Here is a 21144-nt window from a genome sequence, read left to right on the forward strand (position 1 = left end):
CGTCGCCATGTCCGATCCGATCATCGAAGCGCGCCGCCAGTGGATCGCGCACGGCTGGGCCGACGCGGCCGACGGGATGGCGCTGGTGACCTCCGTCGTCCGGGTGCACCAGCTGCTGATGGAGCGGATCGATGCGGTGCTGCGTCCGCTCGACGTCACCTTCGCCCGCTACGAGGTGCTGCGTCTGCTGGCCTTCACCCGCGAGGGCGCGCTCCCCATGACCAGGCTCGGCTCCCTGCTGCAGGTGCATCCGACGAGCGTCACCTCGGCCGTCGACCGGCTCGAGAAGCAGGGGTACGTCACCCGCTCGCGCGGGGAGTCCGACCGCCGCGTCGTGCTCGCGGCCATCACCGAGGAGGGCCGAGCCGTGGTCGAGCGCGCCACCGATGGGCTCAACGGTGAGGTCTTCGCCCAGCCCGGCATCGACGCCGGCCAGGTCGCGGACCTGACCGCGCTGCTGCACTCGCTGCGCGCCGCCTCCGGCGATCAGATCGACTGAGCCGACGGCTCGTCGCCGTCCTGGTCGCCCTCGTCCTGGTCACCCGTTGCAGCCGGCGCTGCCGAGCCGCGCAACGACTCGCGCAGATCGCTCATCCGCTGGTCGAGCTCGTGCGCGACGCTGGCGGCCTCGGCGAGCTCGTCGCCGAGCGCGGAGGGGATCTCCTCGCGGAACTTGTAGTAGATCTTGTGCTCGACGCTCGCCCAGAAGTCCATCGCGACCGTACGGACCTGCAGCTCGACACAGACCTCGCGGATCGAGTCGGACAGGAACACCGGGATCTGCACGATCGCGTGCAGGCTGCGATACCCGTTGGGCTTCGGGTTCGCGATGTAGTCCTTGATCTCGACGACCTTGACGTCGGGCTGACTGGTCAGCATCGAGAGCACCCAGTAGGTGTCCTCGAGGAAGCTGCAGACGATCCGGATGCCGGCGATGTCGAAGATCTGGTGGCCGATGGCGTCGGAGGTGACCTCGCAACCGATCCGACCGGCCTTCATCCGGATGCTGTCGATCGACTTGAGCCGCGAGCTGACGTGCTCGATCGGGCTGCCGTCGGGCCGGAAGCTCAGCTCCTCGCGGATGATGTTGATCTTGGTCAGCATCTCCTCGAGCGCGAACCGGTAGGGCATCAGCAACTGGCTGATCTCCTGGGCGGCCTCCGACAGCGCGACGCTGTGCGGGTCGAGCTCGGCGGCAGCCACCAGCTGAGAGATGGTCCCCAGCTCTGGCGGACCGTCCTGCTCCAGGTCGGTCATCGACTCACGTCCTCCTCGACTCGGCGTCGCTCGGGTAGGAGGACGACGGTAGCGCCATCCTGGTCGCAAAGATTGCATGGATGTCCTAGTATCTATTACTAGGACATCCAACTAATTCTGACGGGGAGCGCCATGACCGAGTTGCACACGCCCGAGCACCACGTCCGTGTGGTGACCGCCAGCGCGCTCTTCGACGGCCACGATGCCGCGATCAACATCATGCGGCGGATCTTCCAGTCCCAGGGCTGCGAGGTCATCCACCTCGGGCACAACCGGTCGGTGGCCGAGGTCGTCGAGGCGGCGATCGAGGAGGACGCGCACGGGATCGCGATCTCCTCCTACCAGGGCGGTCACGTCGAGTACTTCGAGTATCTCGTCGCCATGCTGCGCGAGCGCGGCGCCGGCCACATCAAGGTCGTCGGCGGCGGGGGCGGCGTCATCATCCCCGCCGAGATCGCCCGGCTGCGCGAGTCGGGGGTCACCATCTTCTCCCCCGAGGACGGGCAACGGCTCGGCCTGGTCGGGATGATCAACAGCGTCGTCGCCGACCTCGATCACGATCTGCTCGCCGAGCACGGCGCCGACCTCGAGGCCGTACGGGCCGGCGACCGGCTCGCCCTCGCTCGCGCGATCACCGCCGCCGAGCAGGGCCGCCTTCCCCATCCCCCCGAGCCCACCACCGGTCCCGTCGTCCTGGGCATCACCGGCACCGGCGGATCCGGCAAGTCCTCGCTCACCGATGAGCTGCTGCGCCGCCTGCGCACCGACCAGGCCGACCGGCTGCGGGTGGCCGTGCTCGCGATCGACCCGACCCGGCGTCGTGGCGGCGGGGCCCTGCTGGGTGACCGCATCCGGATGAACGCCCTGGGCGAGCAGACGTTCTACCGCTCCTTGGCGACCCGCGGCGCGCACGAGGTGCCCGAGCACCTCACCGATGTCATCGACACGGTCAAGAGCGCCGGCTTCGACCTGATCATCGTGGAGACCCCCGGGATCGGGCAGGGCGACGCCGCGATCGTGCCGTACGTCGACGTCAGCCTCTACGTGATGACGCCGGAGTTCGGGGCGGCCAGCCAGCTGGAGAAGATCGACATGCTCGACTTCGCCGACGCGGTCGCGATCAACAAGTTCGAGCGCCGCGGCGCCCTCGACGCCCTGCGCGACGTCAGCCGGCAGCTGGTCCGCAACCGCGAGGCGTTCAGCTCCGCACCCGAGGAGATGCCGGTCTTCGGCACCTCGGCCGCGACCTTCGGTGACGACGGCGTCACCGCGCTCTACCAGCACCTTCGCGGCCTGTTGGCCGGGCGCGGCCTGCCGGTGGAGGAGCCCGGCGCGCTCGCCCCGGTGAGCGTGCGGCACTCGAGCGGCATCCGCCCGGTGCTGCCGGGCGAGCGGGTGCGCTACCTGGCCGAGATCACCGACACCGTCCGGGCGTACCACGCCGAGACCGAGCGGCTCGCCGCCCTCGCCAGCCGCGCCCAGGCCTACGCCACCGTCGCCGGCGAGATGGACTCGATCGACGTCGGCACGGCCGCGGCGAAGGCGCACAGCGACGTGCCGGCCGCGGTCCACGAGCGGATCGAGTCGTGGCCCAAGACCGTCGAGGAGTACGCCGCCGACGCCGGCAAGATCTCGCTCAGCGGCACCCGGGTGCCGCGCGTCGCCGTTCCCCGCACGACCGATCACGGCGAGCTCGTCCGGTACTGGCGCCGCGAGAACCTTCCCGGCGCGTTCCCGTTCACCGCCGGCGTCTTCCCGTACAAGCGTGCCGACGAGGACCCGGCGCGGATGTTCGCCGGCGAGGGCGACCCGTTCCGGACCAACCTCCGGTTCAAGCTGCTGTCCGAGGGCCAGCCCGCCACCCGGCTCTCCACCGCCTTCGACTCGGTCACCCTCTACGGCCGCGACCCCGACGAGCGACCCGACATCTACGGCAAGGTCGGCACCTCGGGCGTCAGCATCGCGACGCTGGAGGACATGAAGGCGCTCTACGACGGCTTCGACCTGCTCTCGCCCTCGACCAGCGTCAGCATGACGATCAACGGCCCGGCCCCGACGATCCTGGCGTACTTCCTGACCACCGTCCTCGACCAGGCCGCCGAGCGCGGGATCGACGCGGCCACGGCGCTCGCGACGGTGCGCGGCACGGTCCAGGCCGACATCCTCAAGGAGGACCAGGGCCAGAACACCTGCCTGTTCTCCACCGAGTTCTCCCTGCGCTGCATGGCGGACATCCAGGAGTGGTTCATCGAGCACGGCGTGCGCAACTTCTACTCCGTCTCCATCTCCGGCTACCACATCGCCGAGGCCGGGGCGAACCCCATCACGCAGCTCGCGTTCACCCTCGCCAACGGGTTCACGTACGTCGAGGCCTACCTCGCGCGCGGGATGGCGATCGACGACTTCGCGCCCAACCTGTCGTTCTTCTTCAGCAACGGCATGGACCCCGAGTACACCGTCATCGGCCGGGTCGCGCGACGGATCTGGGCGGTCGCGATGCGCGACAAGTACGGTGCAGGAGAACGCAGCCAGAAGCTGAAGTACCACGTCCAGACGTCCGGGCGGAGCCTGCACGCGCAGGAGATGGCCTTCAACGACATCCGCACCACGCTGCAGGCGCTGTGCGCGATCTACGACAACGCCAACAGCCTGCACACCAACGCCTTCGACGAGGCCGTCACCACCCCCAGCGCCGACTCGGTGCGCCGGGCGCTGGCGATCCAGCTCGTGATCAACCGCGAGTGGGGGCTGGCGATGAACGAGAACCCGCTGCAGGGCTCGTACGTCCTCGACGAGCTCACGGATCTGGTCGAGGAGGCGGTGCTGGCGGAGTTCGAGCGGATCAGCGAGCGCGGTGGCGTGCTGGGTGCGATGGAGACCGGCTACCAGCGCGGCCGGATCCAGGACGAGTCGATGCTCTACGAGCACCGCAAGCACTCCGGCGAGCTGCCGATCATCGGCGTCAACACCTTCCGGGCACCCGATGCCGAGCCGGTCGAGGCCCATCTCGAGCTGGCCCGCGCGACCGAGGCCGAGAAGGAGTCCCAGCTCGCGCGGGTGCAGGCCTTCCAGGAGGCGCACCGCGACGACGCGGCCGCGGCGATCGCCCGCCTCAAGGAGGCGGCCGTCAACGGCGAGAACACCTTCGCCGCGCTCATGGACGCCGCACGGGTCTGCTCCCTGGGGCAGGTCACCGAGGCGTTCTTCGAGGTGGGCGGCGCCTATCGCCGCAACGTCTAGGCCGGGTGATGGCGTCGATCCGGTCGAATGATGAGCTCCTCCCCGTCGAGTGACGGGGCCGTCCCCGCCGATCGGCCGATCCGCCGGCCGGCGAGGCGGGTGGTCTCGCTCGTCCCCTCCCTGACCGAGGCCCTCGCGTCGGTCGCGCCCGATCGGATCGTCGGCGCGACGGACTGGTGCACGCACCCGGCGGATCTCGCCTGCACGCGGGTCAGAGGAACGAAGAACCCGGACGTGGCCGCCATCGTCGGGCTCGCCCCCGACGTGGTGATCGCCAACAAGGAGGAGAACCGCGAGCTCGACGTACGCCGGCTGCGAGCGGGCGGCGTCCCGGTCTGGGTCACCGACATCCGCACCGTCCCCGGTGCCATCGCCTCGATGGAGCGGCTCTTCGACGGCCTCGGATGGGATCGCCCGGCGTGGCTCGGCACGGCTCGCGAGCTGTGGTGCGGACCGCCGCGCCCGACCACCCGACGCGTCGCCGTGCCGATCTGGCGTGACCCCTGGATGGTCATCGGCGCCGACACGTTCACCGGCGATCTGCTGCGCCGCCTGGGCTGGGCCAACGTGTTCGACGACGCACCCGGCCGCTATCCCCACATCGGCGTCGAGCAGATCGAGGCCGCCGCGCCCGACGTCGTGCTGCTGCCCGACGAGCCGTACCGCTTCACCGCCGACGACGGCCCGGAGGCCTTCGGCGCCACCGCCACGGAGCTGATCAGCGGGCGGCTGATCACGTGGTACGGCCCGAGCCTCGTCGAGGCCGCCGACCTGGCGATCAGCTGAAGCTGGGACGCTCCTTCGCCAGGAACGCGCGGACGCCCTCGGCGAAGTCGGGGCCGTTGTAGACGGCGGTGAGCCGCTCGTACTCACCGTCGGGGATGGGCTCGGAGACCGACGCCCGGAAGCCGAGCTGCTGCTTCGTGGTCCGGATCGTCACCCGCGAGAGCGGCAGGATCTGGGAGACCAGCTCGGCGAGCGTGTCGTCCAGCGTCTCGGTGACGGCGGTCAGTGCCCCGACGCCGTACGCCCGCTCGGCGGACTGGAGCCGGGCGGTGAGCAGCATCTCGCGGGTGACCGCCTCGCCGAAGACGGCGGCGCAACGGAAGAGGACCGGCGACGACAGCGCGTTCCCGAGCGTCTTGGCGATCGGGTAGCCGAAACGCGAGTGGGGCGTCGCGATCCGGACATCGCAGTGCGTGGCGATCGCGAGCCCGCCGCCGACGCAGACGCCGTCGATCGCGGCGATCGTGACCTGCGGCAGCGCGAAGAGCGCGTCGAACATCGACCGGATCTCGGCCTCGTACGGCACCTGGTCCTGGGCGAGGAAGTCCTCGATGTCGTTGCCGGCCGCGAACGCCTTCCCACCGGCTCCGCGCAGGACCACGACCTTCACGTCCTCGTCGGCGGCGAGCTCGAGGAAGAGATCGCGCAGCTGGAGGTACATCCCACGGGTGAAGGCGTTGAACTTCTCGGGGCGGTTGAACGTCACGGACACCACGGAGCCGTGGTCCCCGTTCCCGGAGTCGCGGCGCTCGATCAGCAGGTCGTCAGTCACCCACGGGAGACTAGCCAACGCGCGAGTAACGTCCCGTCGGCCTCCACCAGGGAAGACAGCGTGAGCCGTACGTCGAGCGGCGCACCGTCGACCAGCCGCTTGCCCGGGCCGCCCACCAGCTGCGGCGTCGTGGTCAGGCACAGCTCGTCGACCAGGTCGGCCTCGAGCAGCCCGGCGAGGAGGGTCGGGCCGCCCTCGCACAGGATCCGGCGGTGCCCCTCGGCACGGATGCCCTCGATGATCTGCGGCAACGGCCCCGACGCCAGCCGGACGTTGTCGGCGCCCTCGAGCAGCACCGGAAGGGAGTGTCCGACGACCACGATCGGGGTCTTCGAGGGCTTGTACTCCTCGGCCCGCGCCGTGCCCGCCCCGACCAGGATCACGTCCGAGGTGCGCCGCAGGGCAAGGAACACCTGCTTGTCGACCTCGTTGTTGATCGTGCCGCTGCGACCGTCGCTGCCCTGCGCGGAGCCGTCGACGCTGGCGACGAAGTTGACCCGCAGCCACGGGCCCTCGGGCCAGTCCCAGGTGCCGTCGCCGAAGAGCGTCCTCATCCTGCGGCCTCCGTACGGTCGTGCTGCGTCAGGTAGTGGCGGGCCGCGCGCACCAGCGCGCCGGCGTACCGGGCCTCGCCGCGGCTCGAGCGCATCCGGCCGGCGTCGCCGGCGTCGCGCATGTTGCCGCACTCCACCATCACGGTGGCCATCTGCGACAGGTTCAGCGTGCCGAGGTCGGAGCGCACGTCGAGCCCGTCACCGCCGGCGATGTAGGTGGCCCGCCGGAAGCCGGCGTGCTGCATCGCGGCCCGGGTGTCGAGCGCGAGCGCGTGCGAGCGGCGGAACGTGTCCTGGGTGAGCCCGCGGTCCGCCGCGTAGATCACGTGGAAGCCGTGCGCGCCGCGGGCGTAGCTGCCGTCGCCGTGGATGCTGATCTTGAGATCGGCGTGTGCCCTGTTCCCGCGGCGGCCGCGCTCGTCGACGCAGGGACCCCAGGCGCCCTGGCTGTTGGAGTCGCGGGTCATGATCACCCGCGCCCCGAGGGCCTCGAGGCGATGCTCCATCCGCCGGGCGACGCGCCAGGCGAACGTCGCCTCGGGGAAGCCGCCGTCGGTCGCGGTCCCGGTGGTGTTGCACTGCCTGCGTCCGTTGCCGATCCAGACGGTGCGGTTGATGCGCGACGCGTGCCGCGCGTTGCCCAGCTGGTGTCCGGGATCGATCACGACCGTCCGGCCCGCCAGCGGTTCGGACCCGGCGCCGGCGTCCGCGGGAGCGTCGCCCACCGGACCGGGCAGCATCCCGGCGAGGGCGAGGGCACAGGCGATGAGGGCGTACGGCACGCGCTCCACCCTAACCACGCTCCCCTATGCTCCACCGCATGACTTGGTTGGTCACCGGAGGTGCTGGATACATCGGCTCGCACGTCGTCGCGGCGCTGCAGGAGGCTCAGATGGGTCCGGTCGTCCTCGACGACCTCTCGTCGGGCTTCGAGCAGTTCGTCCCCGAGGGCGTGCCGTTCGTGCGCGCGACCCTGCTCGACCGCGACGCCGTCGAGCAGGCGCTGCGCGAGCACGACGTCACCGGCGTCATCCACCTCGCGGGCTTCAAGTACGCCGGCGTGAGCGTCCAGCGCCCGCTGCACACCTATGCCCAGAACGTGACCGGCACCGCCACCCTCCTGGAGGCCATGCTCGCCGCCGAGGTGAAGAGCCTCGTCTTCTCCTCCAGCGCCGCCACCTTCGGCACCCCGGACGTCGACCTGGTCACCGAGCAGACGCCGACGAACCCGCAGAGCCCGTACGGCGAGTCCAAGCTGATCGGCGAGTGGCTGATCGCCGACGTCGCCCGGGCGCACGACCTGCGCCACACCAGCCTGCGCTACTTCAACGTCGTGGGATCCGGCTCCGACGACCTTTACGACACCAGCCCGCACAACCTCTTCCCGCTGGTCTTCGACGCGCTGGCCACCGGGCGCACCCCGCGCATCTACGGTGACGACTACGCCACCCCCGACGGCACCTGCGTGCGCGACTACGTCCACGTCGCCGACCTGGCGGTCTCGCATGTCGCGGCCGCTCGCAAGCTGGCCGCCGGCGAGACGCTCGAGCCCGTCTACAACCTCGGCTCCGGCGAGGGCGCCAGCGTGCGCCAGATCATGGACACGATCCGCGACGTCACCGGCGTGGACTTCACCCCCGAGATCCACCCGCGCCGTCCCGGCGACCCGGCCCGGATCGTCGCGACCGGCGAGCTGGCCACGCGCGACCTGGAATGGAAGATGCGCCACACCCTGCACGACATGGTGTCCTCCGCGTGGTCCGCTCGGCAGGCGGCGGGCGCCGACTACCCCGGCGCCTGAGCGCGGCGCGCGCTCAGCGCCGACGCGTGAGCGAGCTGAGCGCGGGCCGTACGTCGGCCAGGAAGACCAGGGCGGCGATCAGCATCGCGATGCTGATCAGCTGACTGAGCGGCACGAACTGCAGCACCACGCCGAGGCCGAGCACGATGGACCAGCCCTGCTTGCTCCACTTGCCGGCGGCACGGTAGGCCTCGGCCGAGTACATGAGGCTCGCGACGAAGGCGAAGATGGTGACGGCCAGAATGGCCAGGTTCACCAGCAGCATGATGGTGCTCTGCACCGCGAAGACGCCTCCCATGGGGTTCACCTTACTGGGAGATCACGAAGGCCCCACGAGCAGTGCTCGTGGGGCCTTCGCTTCGTACCGCTGCGTGGTTGCCGCTGCGTGTCAGTGTGGCTGGATCAGGCCTTGGGGGCCGGAGCCTTCTTCGCGGCCGGGGCCTTCTTGGCCGGAGCCTTCTTCGCGGCCGGAGCCTTGGTGGCGGTGGCCGTGGCGGGCTTGGTCGCCGGGGCCTTCTTGGCGGCGGTCTTGGTGGCCGGAGCCTTCTTGGCCGCAGCCGGCTTGGCGACGGCCGGCTTGGCCGGGGCAGCCTTCTGGCCGCGGAGCTTGGCGACGACGGTCTTGGCGTCGAGCGAGGTCACGGCCGACTTCACGCCGGCGACGGTCGGGAGCTCGACCTTGGGCAGGTCGAACTTCGGCAGCTCGATCTTCTTGAGCTCGATCTTGCGGAGGTTGGCGAACTTCGGCAGCTCGACCTTGGGCAGCTCCACCTTGCGGAGCTGGGTGAGCTTCGGGAGCTCGACCTTCTTGAGGTCGGCGAGCTTGGGCAGCTCCACCTTGGGGATCTCGATCTTGGGCAGCTCGAGCTTCGGCATCAGATTTCTCCTTGAGTCTCCGCGTCGTCAGCGACGCGATTGTTGAGGGCGAGGAACGACGCGTAGACATCGAGCAGGGACCGCTTCTGTCGTTCCGTCAAACGGGTGTCCGCCATCACCACGGCCTCCACCGAGCCGCCACGCTCCGAGTCGGAATCGAGGATCCCGGCACGCACGTAGACCTGCTCCGCGGAGATCCGCAGGGCCTTGGCGATCTGCTGCAGGACCTCGGCAGAGGGCTTGCGCAGGCCACGCTCGATCTGGCTGAGGTACGGGTTGGAGACACCGGCCTGGTCGGCCAGCTGACGCAGCGACAGCTGCGCAGCGACCCGCTGCTCTCGGAGGTAGTCCCCCAAGGACCCAACGGTCTTGCCGACCATGCTCTTGACCATGGGCACCATCCTGCTTGCAATTGCTAGCAGATTGCAAGCAGAGCAAGCACGACGTGCATCACATGGGTAAAAAGGCAGGTCGGAGGGGGACTCAGAAGGTGGCGCGCAGCTCGCCCACGACGACGCCCCCGCCGTATACGAGGGCTCGCCCGGTGGCGGCGACCTCCTCGGAGTCGATGCCCAGCCGGGCGAGTGCGGCCGCCATCGCCACCGGCCGGGCGCGCTCGGCACCGTCGTCGATCTTCAGCGCGACCGTGCGCCCGTCGGGCAGCGCGACCACGTACACCGCCTCGGCACCGAACTTCCCGATCGCTCCGGGGATCGCCGAGAGCAGCCGGTACTCGTCGCGGGTCGTGCCCGAGACCATCTCCGGGTGGCGGCGGATCGCCTCAGCCACCCGCCACGCATCCCCGTCGGTGGCCAGGGCGAGCAGCTGATAGGCGCGGGCGAGCCCGACCAGGGAGGCAGAGAGGACAGGGGCGCCGCAGCCGTCGATGGCGACCTGGGCCGGCTCGCCGGTGAGCATCTCGAAGCGCCGCTGGATGCTGAGCTGGAGCGGGTGGTCGGGCTCGAAGTAGCCCGAGAGCTGCCAGTCGCGCTCGACACAGGTGGCCACCATCGCCGCGTGCTTGCCCGAGCAGCACTGACCCAGCTTGCTCGGCTCGCGGCCGTCCCGGATCCATGCGTCGCGGATCTCGGGCGCCAGGGGATAGTCGGCGACGTTGCCCAGGGCCATCTCGGCCAGTCCCGCATCCGACAGGATCCGCCGCACGCCATCCAGGTGGATCTGCTCGCCGCTGTGTGAGGAGCAGGCCAGCGCGAGGAGCTCGGGCTCGAGGTCGAGACCGAGGCCGAGCATGGCGAGCGCCTGCAGGGGCTTGTTCGCCGACCGCGGGAGGATCTGGCCGGTCGCGTCACCCAGCGACCACTCCACGGACCCGTCAGGGGCCAAGGCGACCACCGAGCCGTGGTGGTGGCCCTCCACGAAGCCGGAGCGGATGATCTCGACGAGCGGCACGGACATGGCGACCAGGGTACGTGGGAGACTTTCGGCCGTGCCGACGCCTCAGATCCATCCCACCGCCCGCGAGCTCGACGACCTCGAGCTGATCCTCGGCGGAGCCCTGCCGGGCCCGTTGGCGATCGCCCTGCCCGACGGCATGACCGAGGCCGAGCTGGTCGACGCCGAGGGTCTCCCCCTCGCTCGCGTCACCGCCGGCGGTGAGGTCACGCAGCTCGCCCGGCCTGCGTACGGGCCGTTCCGCCGGCTCTACCTGACGCCGGCCGAGGCCCGCGAGCAGCACCCCGAAGGCTTCACGGTCGTCTTCGTCGGCGGCGTCGCGGATCGCCCGGCTGTCCTGCGCGAGGCGCTGGCCGCTCACGGTGACGTCGTCGCCGTGCCGCTGGCGGCCGACGACGCCCGCCGCGAGCAGGTCCTCGCCGCGTACGGGAACCCGCTGGTCGCAGACGTGACCGCGCCGGCGGTGGCGCGCGGTGAGCAGGGCCTGGTGCTCTTCTTCACCGGCCTGTCCGGATCCGGCAAGTCCACCCTGGCGCGCGCGCTGATGGACAAGCTGCTCGAGACCGGCGAGCGCACGGTCACCTCGCTGGACGGTGACGTGGTGCGGCGCAACCTGTCGGCCGGGCTGACGTTCTCCAAGGAGGACCGCGAGACCAACATCCGCCGGATCGGCTGGGTCGCCGCCGAGATCTCGCGGCACGGGGGCGTCGCCGTCTGCAGCCCGATCGCGCCGTTCGACGCGACCCGCCAGGACGTGCGCGGCTATGTCCAGGAGGCCGGCGGCGCCTTCTTCCTGATCCACGTCGCGACGCCGCTCGAGGAGTGCGAGCGACGCGACCGCAAGGGGCTCTACGCCAAGGCCCGCGCCGGGGAGATCCCGGAGTTCACCGGCATCTCCTCGCCGTACGAGGAGCCGCAGGACGCTGACGTACGCGTCGACACGACCGGCCGCACGATCGAGGCCGCCCTGGACGACGTGGTGCTTGCGCTGCATGCGGCCGGATACCTGGACCTGCGTTAGTCTCTGGATCCAACAAACTGACTCGACAAACGAGAGAAGTCGTAGGGTGCACGATCTCCTCACCACGTCGGCGCTGGAAGTGCTGCTCGTCAGCTTCGGCATCGGCATCGTCGTCGGCCTGACCGGCATGGGCGGCGGGGCGCTGATGACGCCTGCGCTGATCCTGCTCGGCATCAACCCGACCACCGCCGTCGCCAACGACCTCGTCGCGGCCTCGGTGAACAAGTCCGTCGGCGCGGCCGTGCACTGGCGGCACGGATCGCCGAACCTGCGGCTGGCGGGCTACCTGATCGTCGGGTCGGTGCCGTTCGCGTTCCTCGGCACGTTCGTGACGCGCTGGGTCGGCGACCAGGAGGCGTTCCTCAAGACCGCCCTCGGGTACGCGCTGCTCTTCGCCGCGACCACGTACACGCTGCGGATGTACCTCCAGCTGCGGCTGGTCACCAGCGGGAACACCGCTCCCGAGACCGAGCCGAAGATCCGCCCCGTGCTGACGATCGCGATCGGCGCCGTCGGCGGTCTGCTGGTGGGCATCACCTCGGTCGGCTCCGGCTCGGTGATCATGATCGCGCTGCTGCTCCTCTACCCGACGCTGTCCGCGGTGAAGCTCGTCGGCACCGACCTGGTCCAGGCCGTGCCGTTGGTCTTCTCCGCGGCCGTCGGCCAGGTGCTCAACCACGGCGTGGAGTGGGCCGTGCTCATCCCGCTCATCCTCGGCGGCTCCCCCGGCACGCTGCTCGGCTCGCGGATGGCGCGCTGGGTCTCCCAGTCGGTGATCCGCCGCGGCATCGTCATCGTGCTCACCATGTCAGGCGCGAAGATGCTCGGCGCGGGCGCCGACGCGCTGCTGATCATCGCCGGCGCGATGCTCCTGCTCGGCCCGCTGGCCTGGGGCTTCATCCGCCAGACTCGCGGCATCCCGGCCTTCGACAACAACTCCGGCGCCTGGCGGCACGACCGTCCGGACGTGAGGGAACCCGCCGAACGCTGACCTCAGCTTCGCGGCTCGGCCGCGAGGACGTACGCGTCGACCGTGACCTTCTTCGCCGTCGCGGTGGTCAGCGTGACCTTGCCGGCGCGCGGCACGGTGAGCGCGCGGATGCCGGTGCCACCCAGGACGCCGACCTTGCGGCCGTCGACCCTGACGGCGAGGGGTCCGCGGCCGCTGCGGACGACGCCGAGGCGGCTGCCCGCGGTCGCGGGACCGAGGGTCAGCACGGCGCCCTTCCTCGAGGCCGTCGAGAGCGTGTGGGCGTACGCGCCGCCGTGGCGGGACCTCTTCCAGCCGGCGCCCGCCTTCGCGGCGCGGTCATCGGCGAGCCGGGCACTGCACGACGGTCGACTCCAGGCGGAGCGGTTGCCGGCCCGGTCGACGCCGCGCACCTCGATGCAGACGCCCTCGCCGGGCTTGAGCGCGGTGCGCGTCTGAGCGGCACTCGCCATCGTCGAGGCTCCGCTCCAGGGACCGGGCTTCCGACCGCGGGGCGCCCGACTGCTGCGCAGCTCGTAACCGGCGACGCCGGAGTCGGCGTCGAAGCCGGACCAGGTGAACGCGGCACTCGTGGCACGCGTCAGCCAGGAGCCGCTGACCGCCGACACGGTCGGTGCGGCCGTGTCCCAGATCGACCAGTCGAACGAGGTCTCATCCACCGGCACGGCGATGCCGGCGTAGGTGCGCTGCACGCCCAGCAGGTACTGGTTCGCGATCTTCCACGGCTCCGAGGAGAGCCCGGGGACGCTGGTCGAAGGCAGCCGGTTGTCGGTCGCCGCCCAGATCACGTCGGGCAGGACATAGGTCGGATCGGCGCTGCGCGCGGCGACGAGGTCCGGCACGACCGACTTGGTGCTGCCGTAGACGCCGGCGCGCCAGTCGAGGGCGTGCAGCCGTGCGCTCCAGGCGCCGAGGTAGGCGCGTATGGCGCCCGCGCAACCCGCGGTGTACGACTCGATGTCGGCCATGATCGGCGAGGTGCGCGCGATGCCGAGCTGTCCGGCGGTCGTCGCGGCGCTCTCGGCAGCAGCCTTGCCCTGGCTCGCGGCCTGTTCAGGGATCGGGTCCATCCCGACGAAGCGCCCCGACTGGCATCCGTCCGGGGCCTGCAGGCCGACGTGGATCGGCACGACGTGCCACGGCCGGGCGCCGCCCTGCACGCCGCTCACCCAGCCGGAGCTGAGCAGGTTGCTCTGCACCTTGTCGTGCCGGTTGTCGACAGCGGGGTCGGTCGGGATGTAGACCCCGATCGCGGAGTACGGGGCACCGGCCGCGCGCCACGCGTCGACGGTCTCCAGCGACGGGGCCGTCGCGGTGTCGATCATCAGCCCGGTGCCGGCGGCCGCGCGCGGCGCGGTCGGCGTGTGGTTGATGGCGATCGTGGCGGTGGCGGTGTGCTTCGCGACGTCGGTGAAGGTGAAGGCGTACGTGCCGTACGGATCACCCGAGGTCCACGGCCAGAACCACGACCCTGTCCCGGACTCGGTGATGTTGCGGGTCCTGTCGTACGACAGGGCGTAGGGCGCGCCGTTCACCGTGATCGCGAGCGTCACGGAGTCGGTGCCGGGCTGGAACCCGGCGACCGTGAGGGTGTAGCCGGCCATCTCGTCGTGCACCGCACTCGACGCTGTCACCCGCGCGCTCGGGCTCGGGCCCGGATTCACCATCGTCGTGGCATGCGCCGGCGACGCAGCCAGCACACCACCGACTGCGAGCGAGAGCGCGACCGCGCCGATCCACCTCCGAGACACCCTGTGAGGGTAACTCCGGAAGTTAAGACTGGCAGGGAGTTTGCTCGTGTCCTCCGCTCAGTGGCGTACGACGACGGCGTCGATCGCGACCCGCTTGCGCGAGACGGTGCGCAGGTGCAGCACGCCGTGACGCTGGCGCGCCAGCTGGAGCCAGTGCAGACCGCGGCCGGAGACCCGGCCGACCACGTGACCGCCGATCCGGACCTCGACGGTGCCGTCGCCACCCAGCAGCACGCCGACGGAACGCGCGAGGATGCGGCCCGCCGTCAGCTCGCGGTGCTTGGCGCGCGCGACCGAGAGCGAGTGGCCGTACGCGGCCTTGAGCCGCAGGTGGCGCCACCCCTTGCCGGCATGCAGGGCCTTGTCGTCGAGGTAGCGCGCCGTGCAGGCCTTGTGCCAGTGGGTGACGTTGCCGGCGTGGTCGATGGCGCGGACCTGCAGGCAGGCCTGCTGGCCGCCGGAGAGCGAGATCCGGCGATGGGGCGCGTAGACGGTCGAGACCTTGCTCCAGGCACCCGAGCGCCGGCCGAAGGCGGCGTGGCGGCTGCGGACCTGGTAGCGGGCGACACCGCTGCCACCGCCGTCGGTGGCGGACCAGGTCACGGTGACCCGGTCGCGGGCCACGGCGGGCGCGAGCGTCCCCATCGAGAGTGCCGGCGCAGTGGTGTCCCAGACGTAGTCGTCGACCGCGCTCTCGTCGATGTTCAACGAGGCGCCGCCGTACCTGCGCGTGACGCCCAGGTTGAACTGGTTGAGCCGGTAGCCCCGGTAGGTGCCGTCGACCAGCGGCGGCAGCGAGGTGGTCTGCGCCTTCCCGCTCGCGGTGGCGACCCAGACGGAGTCGGGCGTGGCGAAGCCGTGGGAGCCGAGCGAGGCGACGTCGGCGATGGTGCTGTTGCGCGAGCCGTAGATCGCCGACATCCGGCCATGCGCGTGCAGCTGCGTGGTCCAGGCGCCGAAGAACGCCTGCATCGCCTTGGTGGCGCAGCCGGCGGTGTAGGCCTCCATGTCGAGGACGATCGGTGCGCCCGCGCTGAGGCCGAGCGCCCGGGCCGAGGAGTCGGCATCGTCCGCGGCGGCGCGCCCCTGGGCGGCCGCCTTGGTCGGGTCGGCGTTGATGTAGTGGAACGTACGGCTGGTGCACTTGTTGGGCGCCTGCCGACCGACGTAGATGGGCAGCACGTGCCAGCCCCCGTGCTGGACGGCCGCCACCCACGACGGCGTCAGGTTGGCCTGGACCTTGTCGTAGCGATCGTCGACGTCCGTGTCGACGTCGATGTAGACGCCGATCGCGGAGTAGGGGGACTTCGCCTGCCACGCCTGGACGGTGGCCAGCGAGGGGGCGGAGGCGGTGTCCATCATCAGGTGGGCGCCCGGCGCCGGAGCGGGTGGTCCGGCGGCGAAGGCGGGCTGGGCGAGGGTCGCGCTACCGAGGCCGATCAGGCAGGCGGTAGCGACGGCTGTGCTGGGGCGCATGAGGACGGAGCAGGTCCTTCCGGGGTTCCGAGATGTGATCCCACGGTGCCCTATACACCTGTCAAGCACACTATCGACGCCCTGAGTTACTGCTGTGGACCCAGGGATCGGCCGCGGCTCATCTCAGAGGGCGACGCCCACCGTCACCGGCTCGTTGACCAGCTCGATGCCGAACTTCTTGCGTACGCCGTCGCGGATCTCGCGGGCGAGCGCGAGCAGGTCCGCGGTGGTCGCGTCGCCCCGGTTGGTCAGCGCGAGCGTGTGCTTGGTGGAGAGCGTCACCGGCCCGGAGCCGGGGTAGCCCTTGCCGTAGCCGGCCTGCTCGATCAGCCACGCCGCCGACGTCTTCACGGTGCCGTCCGCCTGCGGGTAGGCCGGGGCGCCCTCGGGCAGCTGCTCGGCGTCGACGAACGGGTTGGTGAAGAACGAGCCCGCGCTCCAGGTGTCGTGGTCGGTCTCATCGAGGACCATGCCCTTGCCGCGGCGCAGGTCGAGCACCGCCTGCCGGACCGCGGCGAGCGGTGCACGCTTCCCGACCTCGACGCCGAGGGCGCGAGCGAGCTCGGCGTACGCGATCGGCTCGCCCAGGGTGCCCTGGCGCAGCTGGAAGGTGACGCTGAGGACGACGTGGCGATCGGGGTCGGCCTTGAACCGGGAGTGCCGGTAGGAGAAGTGGCAGTCGGCGGCGGCGAAGGTGCGGATGCCGTGCAGGGTGCGGTCCCAGACCCGCACCTGGGCGATGGTCTGGCCGACCTCCTGCCCGTACGCGCCGACGTTCTGGATCGGGGTGGCGCCGACCGATCCCGGGATGCCGGAGAGCGCCTCGACGCCGATCCACGCACGCGCGGCGGCGTGCGCGACGAAGTCGTCCCACCGCTCCCCTGCGGCGACGGTCACCATCGCGCCGCCGCACGTGGGATCGTCCGGGCCTGCTCCGATCTCGCAGGACGCGCCGTCGGGGCCGTCGACGTCGGCCGCGATGCCGCGGGTGGCGACCTCGACGACCGTGCCGTCGAAGCCGTCGTCGGCGATGACGAGGTTGCTGCCGCCCCCGAGGATGAGGACCTGCTCGCCGGCGGAGTCGGCGGCGGAGACGGCCTCGATCAGCTCGGCCTCGGTCTGCGCCACCACCCAGTCGCGCGCGGGGCCGCCGAGGCGCAGGGTCGTGTGGTCCCGGAGAGACTCAGGCACGCACGGTCGCCTTCGGCATCCCGAGCACCTTGGCGTCTCCGCAGCGGACCTCCATCGCGATCGTCATGAGCCCATTGTCGCTGCTGACCTTCGTCGCCGCGACCTCGACCACGACACCGCCGTCGTCATCGGGTACGACGACCGGGGCGGTGAACTTCGCGCCCAGCTCGACGACCTCGGCGTCGCCGGTCCAGGCCGCGATCGCGGAGCCGACCAGGCCGAGGGTGAGCATGCCGTGCGCGATCACGCCGGGCAGGCCGACAGCGCCGGCCACGCGGTCGGACCAGTGGATCGGGTTGAAGTCGCCCGAGGCGCCGGCGTACCGGACGAGGTCGGCGCGGGTGAGGGTGAACCGCTGCGGCTCGAACGGGGTCTCCGCGCTCATGCTGCACCCTCCTCGGTGGCGCCGCTGTGGACGAGCGTGGCCTTGGCCTCGCAGACGACCTGCCCCGAGGCGTCGGTGATCGTGGAGACGGTGCCGATCACGTCGGCACCCCCGAGTGCGCGCAGGCTCGCCACCCGCAGGGTGGCGGTGAGCTCGTCGCCGACCACGATCGGACGCTGGTAGGCGAAGCGCTGCTCGCCGTGCACGATCCGCTCGAGCGAGGCGCCGACGTCGGCCAGGAAGGCCAGCATCGCGTCGTTGAGCAGGAGGATCGGGAAGGTCGGCGGGACGCCGGCGCCGCGCCACTGGGTGGCGGTGGCGAACTCGGCGACCTTGGCCGCCGAGACGACGTAGGGCCCGACCGGGGCGAACGTCCGGTCGACGATGGCGGGATCCATGACCGCGACGCTAACGGTTACCGATGGGTCCCAGAAATGGGCTCCGGGATGCGGCCGGAAAAATGCGCAACGACCCCGACCGTCGCCGGCCAGGGTCGTGCGGTGGTTACGAGACGGGGCCTAGCGGCCCCTCTCGACCAACGAAGGGTTCAGCGGGTCTCGCGGTGCGCGCGGTGGCAGCGGCAGCGCGGGCAGAACTTCGCGAGCTCGAGACGGTCGGGGTCGTTCCGACGGTTCTTCTTCGTGATGTAGTTGCGGTCCTTGCACTCCACGCACGCGAGAGTGATCTTCGGGCGAACGTCGCTGCTCTTGCTGGCCATGATGGAGTCCTTCGGTCGAAACTGTCTGCGAGATGCTGGTAGCGAGGGCGGGACTCGAACCCGCGACACCACGATTATGAGTCGTGTGCTCTAACCACCTGAGCTACCCCGCCAGGGCAAGGCATGAGGAATGCCCGCCGGATCCCTCCGGCGGGCTTCCTCTTACCCAGAGCCCCTTTACGGAATCGAACCGTAGACCTTCTCCTTACCATGGAGACGCTCTGCCGACTGAGCTAAAGGGGCGAACGACGAGAACAGTACAGACCCCTCAACGCCGTGCCAAATCGAGGGCCGTCCACCCCGGATCGGCCCGGATTCACGCTTGGATCGACGCGAAACCGAGCTCTTCCTCCAGTTCGTAGGCGAGCCCCAGGAGCTGCCCCTCGTACCCCGTGGCCGCCCCGAACATCATCCCCTGCGGCATCCCGGACGCGGTCGTCTGGAGAGGCAGGGAGATCGCCGGCTGACCGGTGATGTTCTGCCACGGCGTGAACGAGACCCAGGCCATCAGCCGCTCGAGGATCTCCTCGAAGTCCTGCGTCGGGTCGAAGTGGCCGACGAGCGGCGTCTCGGCCGCCACGGTGGGCGTGAGGATCACGTCGTACGTCTGGTGGAACTCCTCCGCAGTGACCCGTGCCTGCTGCAGGCGGCGGATCGCGCCGGGCAGGCGACGCACGCTGCGCGTCGAGTAGTGCGCGAGTCCGAGGGTGAGGTTGTCGAGCTTGAGCGGATCCCAGGTCGGGCCATGGGTGGCCCCGCTGCGCACGATGAGGTTCGCGAGCAGGCTCCAGTACGTGATGAAGTCCACACCGATGCCCGCAGGCACCGGCGGGTCGACCTGCTCGACGCGGTGGCCGAGCTCCTCCAGGTGGCCCGCGGTCTTGAGCGTGAGCTCGGTGACCTCCGGACTGGCGGAGCGGCCATCGGCGGAGGTGCAGACCGCGATCCGCAGGCGGCGCCGGCTCGGGCCGCCGATGTCGCCGATCGGACGCAGGCCGCCGGCGGGCTTGATCAGCTCCGCCTCACGCAGGAACGCGGCCGTGTCACGCACCGTGCGGGTCAGCACGCCGTCGGAGACGATCCGCAGGGGCAGCAGCCGGAAGAGCGCGTCCTGGGCGACGCGGTCACGGCTCGGCTTGAGACCGACCAGACCGTTGACCGACGCCGGGATGCGGATCGAGCCGCCACCGTCGTTGCCGTGGGCGAACGGGACCGCCCCGGCCGCCACCAGGGCCGCGGAGCCGGCCGACGAGGCGCCGGCGATGCGATCGGTGTCCCACGGGCTGCGCACGGCGCCCAGACGGGGGTGCTCGGCGGCTCCGGAGAAGCCGTACTCCGACAGCTGGCTCTTGGCGATCGGGATGGCGCCCGTCTTGAGGAACATGTGCGCGAAGTCGCCCGTACGCCGGGCGTTGGAGGCGACGTACGCATCGGTCCCGCTCTGGGTCGGGAAGCCGACCAGGTCGACGTTGTCCTTGATCAGGGTGGGCACGCCGCTGAAATAGCCTGCGCGCGGGTGCGCGGCGAGCTCACGGGCGCGGTCGTACATCTCCAGCGCGATGCCGTGGAGCTGGCCGTCGACCTGCTGCACGCGCGCGATCGAGGCCTCCAGGGCCTCAGGAGCGCTGATCTCCCCTGCGGCGATCGCCTCGGCGACGCCGACCGCGTCGAGCGACCCGAGGGCGTCATCGGTGAAGGCATGCAAGCGCGACATGCCGGTCACGCTACCCGCGAATCAGTGCTCACTCATCGGAGATCTCTCCGAGGCGCTGGTCGACGCTGCCGGGCGCCAGGATGTGGTCGATCGCGAGGGCGGCGCAGCCGACCAGGCCGGACGAGTCGCCGTGGATCGAGGGCACGAAGCGCAGCTCACGCGTGGCGAGCGCGGTGGAGCGGGCGTACACGCTCTCGCGCAGACCCGCGGTGTAGAGATCGAACGCCTGCCCCATGTCACCGCCGACGACCACGACCTCGGGGTTGAGCAGGTTGATCGCGATCGCGAGCAGCTCACCGACGTGGCGCCCGGACTCGCGCAGCAGGCCGCGGGCCACCGCGTCGCCGGCGAGGGCCGCGGCGACGAGGTCGCGGACGTGACCGGCCGGGACGCCGGACGAGACCAGCTTCGCGGTCATCGCCCAGCCGGCGGCGATCGTCTCGAGGCAGCCGTTGGACCCGCAGCGACAGGGCAGGTCTCCTGCAGCGTCGAGGCGGGTGTGGCCGATCTCGCCCGCTGCGCCGATCGCGCCGGTGAGGATCTGGCCGTCGGCGATCACGCCCAGGCCGAGGCCGGTCGAGGCCTTGAGGATGAGCGCGTTGCGGGGCTTCTCCCCCGGGCCGAACATCTCGGAGTAGGCCAGCACGTCCGCGTCGTTGGCGAGGAAGAGCGGAGCGTCGGCGACCTCGGCGAAGTAGGGAGCCAGCTCGACGCCGTCCCAGCCGCCCATGACCGGGGAGTCGACGCTGACGCAGCGCTGCGGGTCGACCACACCGGGGAGGCTCATCCCGATCCCGAGAACGGGCACCGTCACCTCAGCGAGCATCGTCTTGAGCCGCTCGGCGAGCATCGGCATCAGCTTCTGCGCGGAGATCCCGACACCGTGGTCGCGGGTGTCACCGGCCAGCTCACGGCCCTGCAGGTCGAAGATCGCCAGCTGGCTGCGGCTGCGCCCGACCGCGACGCCGAGCACGACGCCGGCGTCGTGGTTGAACACCAGCGCCCCCGGCGGGCGGCCGCCCGTCGAGGCGAGCTCCTCGCCGACCAGGAGCAGGCCGGCGTCCAGCAGCGCGGAGACGCGCGCGACCACCGCCGTACGGGAGAGGCCGGTGATCCGGCGCAGGTCGGTGCGGGTGCTGGCCTGACCGGAGCGGACCAGCTCCAGCAGCTCCCCAGCAGTTGCCATTTCGGACATGAC

Annotated in this window: 22 protein-coding genes and 2 tRNA genes; 6 read left to right on the forward strand and 18 right to left on the reverse strand. The window is 70.9% G+C overall.

What is annotated here, in order from left to right; all coding sequences use genetic code 11:
* Positions 1-7: 7 nt before the first annotated feature.
* A complete protein-coding gene (locus KSO98_RS01115) occupies positions 8-499 on the forward strand; it encodes a MarR family winged helix-turn-helix transcriptional regulator (RefSeq protein ID WP_225282925.1) in 492 nt (163 codons plus the stop codon).
* On the opposite strand, the gene KSO98_RS01120 is transcribed toward KSO98_RS01115, so the two are convergent.
* Positions 487-1257, reverse strand: a complete 771-nt coding sequence (locus KSO98_RS01120; protein ID WP_225282926.1) for a GTP pyrophosphokinase — start codon at positions 1255-1257, stop codon at positions 487-489. The genes KSO98_RS01115 and KSO98_RS01120 overlap by 13 nt on opposite strands.
* Before the next feature lie 132 nt (positions 1258-1389).
* Between KSO98_RS01120 and icmF the strand changes: the two genes are divergently transcribed.
* Together icmF and KSO98_RS01130 are read left to right on the forward strand one after the other, a co-directional pair.
* The gene (icmF, locus tag KSO98_RS01125) at positions 1390-4497 is read left to right on the forward strand and encodes a fused isobutyryl-CoA mutase/GTPase IcmF (protein ID WP_225282927.1); all 3108 of its coding nucleotides are present in this window, start codon (positions 1390-1392) and stop codon (positions 4495-4497) included.
* Between the two features lie 30 nt (positions 4498-4527).
* Entirely contained in the window at positions 4528-5283 is a 756-nt protein-coding gene (locus tag KSO98_RS01130; RefSeq protein ID WP_225282928.1) for a helical backbone metal receptor, read from the forward strand.
* Here KSO98_RS01130 and KSO98_RS01135 read toward each other — a convergent pair.
* Genes KSO98_RS01135 through KSO98_RS01145 form a run of 3 tightly spaced genes read right to left on the reverse strand, consistent with a single transcriptional unit; the run spans position 5276 to position 7391 of the window.
* The gene (locus tag KSO98_RS01135; RefSeq protein ID WP_225282929.1) at positions 5276-6055 is read right to left on the reverse strand and encodes an enoyl-CoA hydratase-related protein; all 780 of its coding nucleotides are present in this window, start codon (positions 6053-6055) and stop codon (positions 5276-5278) included. The genes KSO98_RS01130 and KSO98_RS01135 overlap by 8 nt on opposite strands.
* Positions 6052-6609: a dihydrofolate reductase family protein gene (locus KSO98_RS01140; RefSeq protein WP_225282930.1), complete on the reverse strand. Its 558-nt coding sequence runs from the start codon at positions 6607-6609 to the stop codon at positions 6052-6054. The genes KSO98_RS01135 and KSO98_RS01140 overlap by 4 nt, the downstream gene beginning before the upstream one ends.
* The gene (locus KSO98_RS01145; RefSeq protein WP_225282931.1) at positions 6606-7391 is read right to left on the reverse strand and encodes an N-acetylmuramoyl-L-alanine amidase family protein; all 786 of its coding nucleotides are present in this window, start codon (positions 7389-7391) and stop codon (positions 6606-6608) included. The genes KSO98_RS01140 and KSO98_RS01145 overlap by 4 nt, the downstream gene beginning before the upstream one ends.
* A 38-nt stretch (positions 7392-7429) precedes the next feature.
* On the opposite strand from KSO98_RS01145, the gene galE reads away from it, so the two are divergent.
* Positions 7430-8410 carry a UDP-glucose 4-epimerase GalE gene (gene galE, locus KSO98_RS01150; protein ID WP_225282932.1) on the forward strand — a complete coding sequence of 327 codons (981 nt, stop codon included), beginning with the start codon at positions 7430-7432 and terminating at the stop codon, positions 8408-8410.
* A gap of 13 nt (positions 8411-8423) precedes the next feature.
* Here the strand turns inward: galE and KSO98_RS01155 are convergent, their stop codons facing one another.
* The 4 genes from KSO98_RS01155 to KSO98_RS01170 form a co-directional block, all read right to left on the reverse strand.
* A complete protein-coding gene (locus tag KSO98_RS01155; protein WP_225282933.1) occupies positions 8424-8708 on the reverse strand; it encodes a DUF2516 family protein in 285 nt (94 codons plus the stop codon).
* Positions 8709-8812: 104 nt separating this feature from the next.
* Entirely contained in the window at positions 8813-9286 is a 474-nt protein-coding gene (locus KSO98_RS01160) for a hypothetical protein (protein ID WP_225282934.1), read from the reverse strand.
* Positions 9286-9678 carry a helix-turn-helix domain-containing protein gene (locus KSO98_RS01165; protein ID WP_225282935.1) on the reverse strand — a complete coding sequence of 131 codons (393 nt, stop codon included), beginning with the start codon at positions 9676-9678 and terminating at the stop codon, positions 9286-9288. The genes KSO98_RS01160 and KSO98_RS01165 overlap by 1 nt, the downstream gene beginning before the upstream one ends.
* A 91-nt stretch (positions 9679-9769) precedes the next feature.
* Complete coding sequence (locus KSO98_RS01170) at positions 9770-10702, reverse strand: asparaginase (RefSeq protein WP_225282936.1); 933 nt, start codon at positions 10700-10702, stop codon at positions 9770-9772.
* Positions 10703-10733: 31 nt separating this feature from the next.
* Between KSO98_RS01170 and cysC the strand changes: the two genes are divergently transcribed.
* Complete coding sequence (cysC, locus tag KSO98_RS01175) at positions 10734-11720, forward strand: adenylyl-sulfate kinase (protein WP_225282937.1); 987 nt, start codon at positions 10734-10736, stop codon at positions 11718-11720.
* A gap of 46 nt (positions 11721-11766) precedes the next feature.
* Positions 11767-12711, forward strand: coding sequence for a sulfite exporter TauE/SafE family protein (locus tag KSO98_RS01180; protein ID WP_225282938.1), 945 nt, complete (start codon positions 11767-11769; stop codon positions 12709-12711).
* 2 nt (positions 12712-12713) lie between these two features.
* Here KSO98_RS01180 and KSO98_RS01185 read toward each other — a convergent pair whose 3' ends face one another.
* The 10 genes from KSO98_RS01185 to KSO98_RS01230 form a co-directional block, all read right to left on the reverse strand.
* On the reverse strand, positions 12714-14462 hold the full coding sequence (locus KSO98_RS01185; protein WP_225282939.1) for a glycoside hydrolase domain-containing protein: 1749 nt from the start codon (positions 14460-14462) through the stop codon (positions 12714-12716).
* A 57-nt stretch (positions 14463-14519) separates the two neighbouring features.
* Complete coding sequence (locus KSO98_RS01190) at positions 14520-15938, reverse strand: glycoside hydrolase domain-containing protein (protein ID WP_225282940.1); 1419 nt, start codon at positions 15936-15938, stop codon at positions 14520-14522.
* Positions 15939-16061: 123 nt separating this feature from the next.
* Positions 16062-17129, reverse strand: a complete 1068-nt coding sequence (locus KSO98_RS01195) for a UDP-N-acetylmuramate dehydrogenase (RefSeq protein ID WP_225282941.1) — start codon at positions 17127-17129, stop codon at positions 16062-16064.
* Complete coding sequence (locus tag KSO98_RS01200; RefSeq protein WP_225282942.1) at positions 17122-17514, reverse strand: MaoC/PaaZ C-terminal domain-containing protein; 393 nt, start codon at positions 17512-17514, stop codon at positions 17122-17124. Before KSO98_RS01200 ends, KSO98_RS01195 begins: the two co-directional genes overlap by 8 nt.
* Positions 17511-17912 carry an FAS1-like dehydratase domain-containing protein gene (locus KSO98_RS01205; RefSeq protein ID WP_225282943.1) on the reverse strand — a complete coding sequence of 134 codons (402 nt, stop codon included), beginning with the start codon at positions 17910-17912 and terminating at the stop codon, positions 17511-17513. Before KSO98_RS01205 ends, KSO98_RS01200 begins: the two co-directional genes overlap by 4 nt.
* A gap of 149 nt (positions 17913-18061) precedes the next feature.
* Entirely contained in the window at positions 18062-18232 is a 171-nt protein-coding gene (gene rpmG / locus KSO98_RS01210) for a 50S ribosomal protein L33 (RefSeq protein ID WP_225282944.1), read from the reverse strand.
* Between the two features lie 36 nt (positions 18233-18268).
* Positions 18269-18345 (reverse strand) — tRNA-Met (locus KSO98_RS01215).
* A 57-nt stretch (positions 18346-18402) separates the two neighbouring features.
* Positions 18403-18475: transfer RNA gene (locus KSO98_RS01220), tRNA-Thr, on the reverse strand.
* A 73-nt stretch (positions 18476-18548) separates the two neighbouring features.
* Positions 18549-19946 (reverse strand): amidase, encoded by a 1398-nt coding sequence (locus KSO98_RS01225; RefSeq protein ID WP_225282945.1) that lies wholly within the window; start codon positions 19944-19946, stop codon positions 18549-18551.
* Between the two features lie 28 nt (positions 19947-19974).
* Positions 19975-21141, reverse strand: a complete 1167-nt coding sequence (locus KSO98_RS01230) for an ROK family protein (protein WP_225282946.1) — start codon at positions 21139-21141, stop codon at positions 19975-19977.
* Positions 21142-21144: the final 3 nt, after the last annotated feature.

The sequence above is a fragment of the Nocardioides nematodiphilus genome (assembly GCF_020216525.1).
GTDB lineage: Bacteria > Actinomycetota > Actinomycetes > Propionibacteriales > Nocardioidaceae > Nocardioides > Nocardioides nematodiphilus.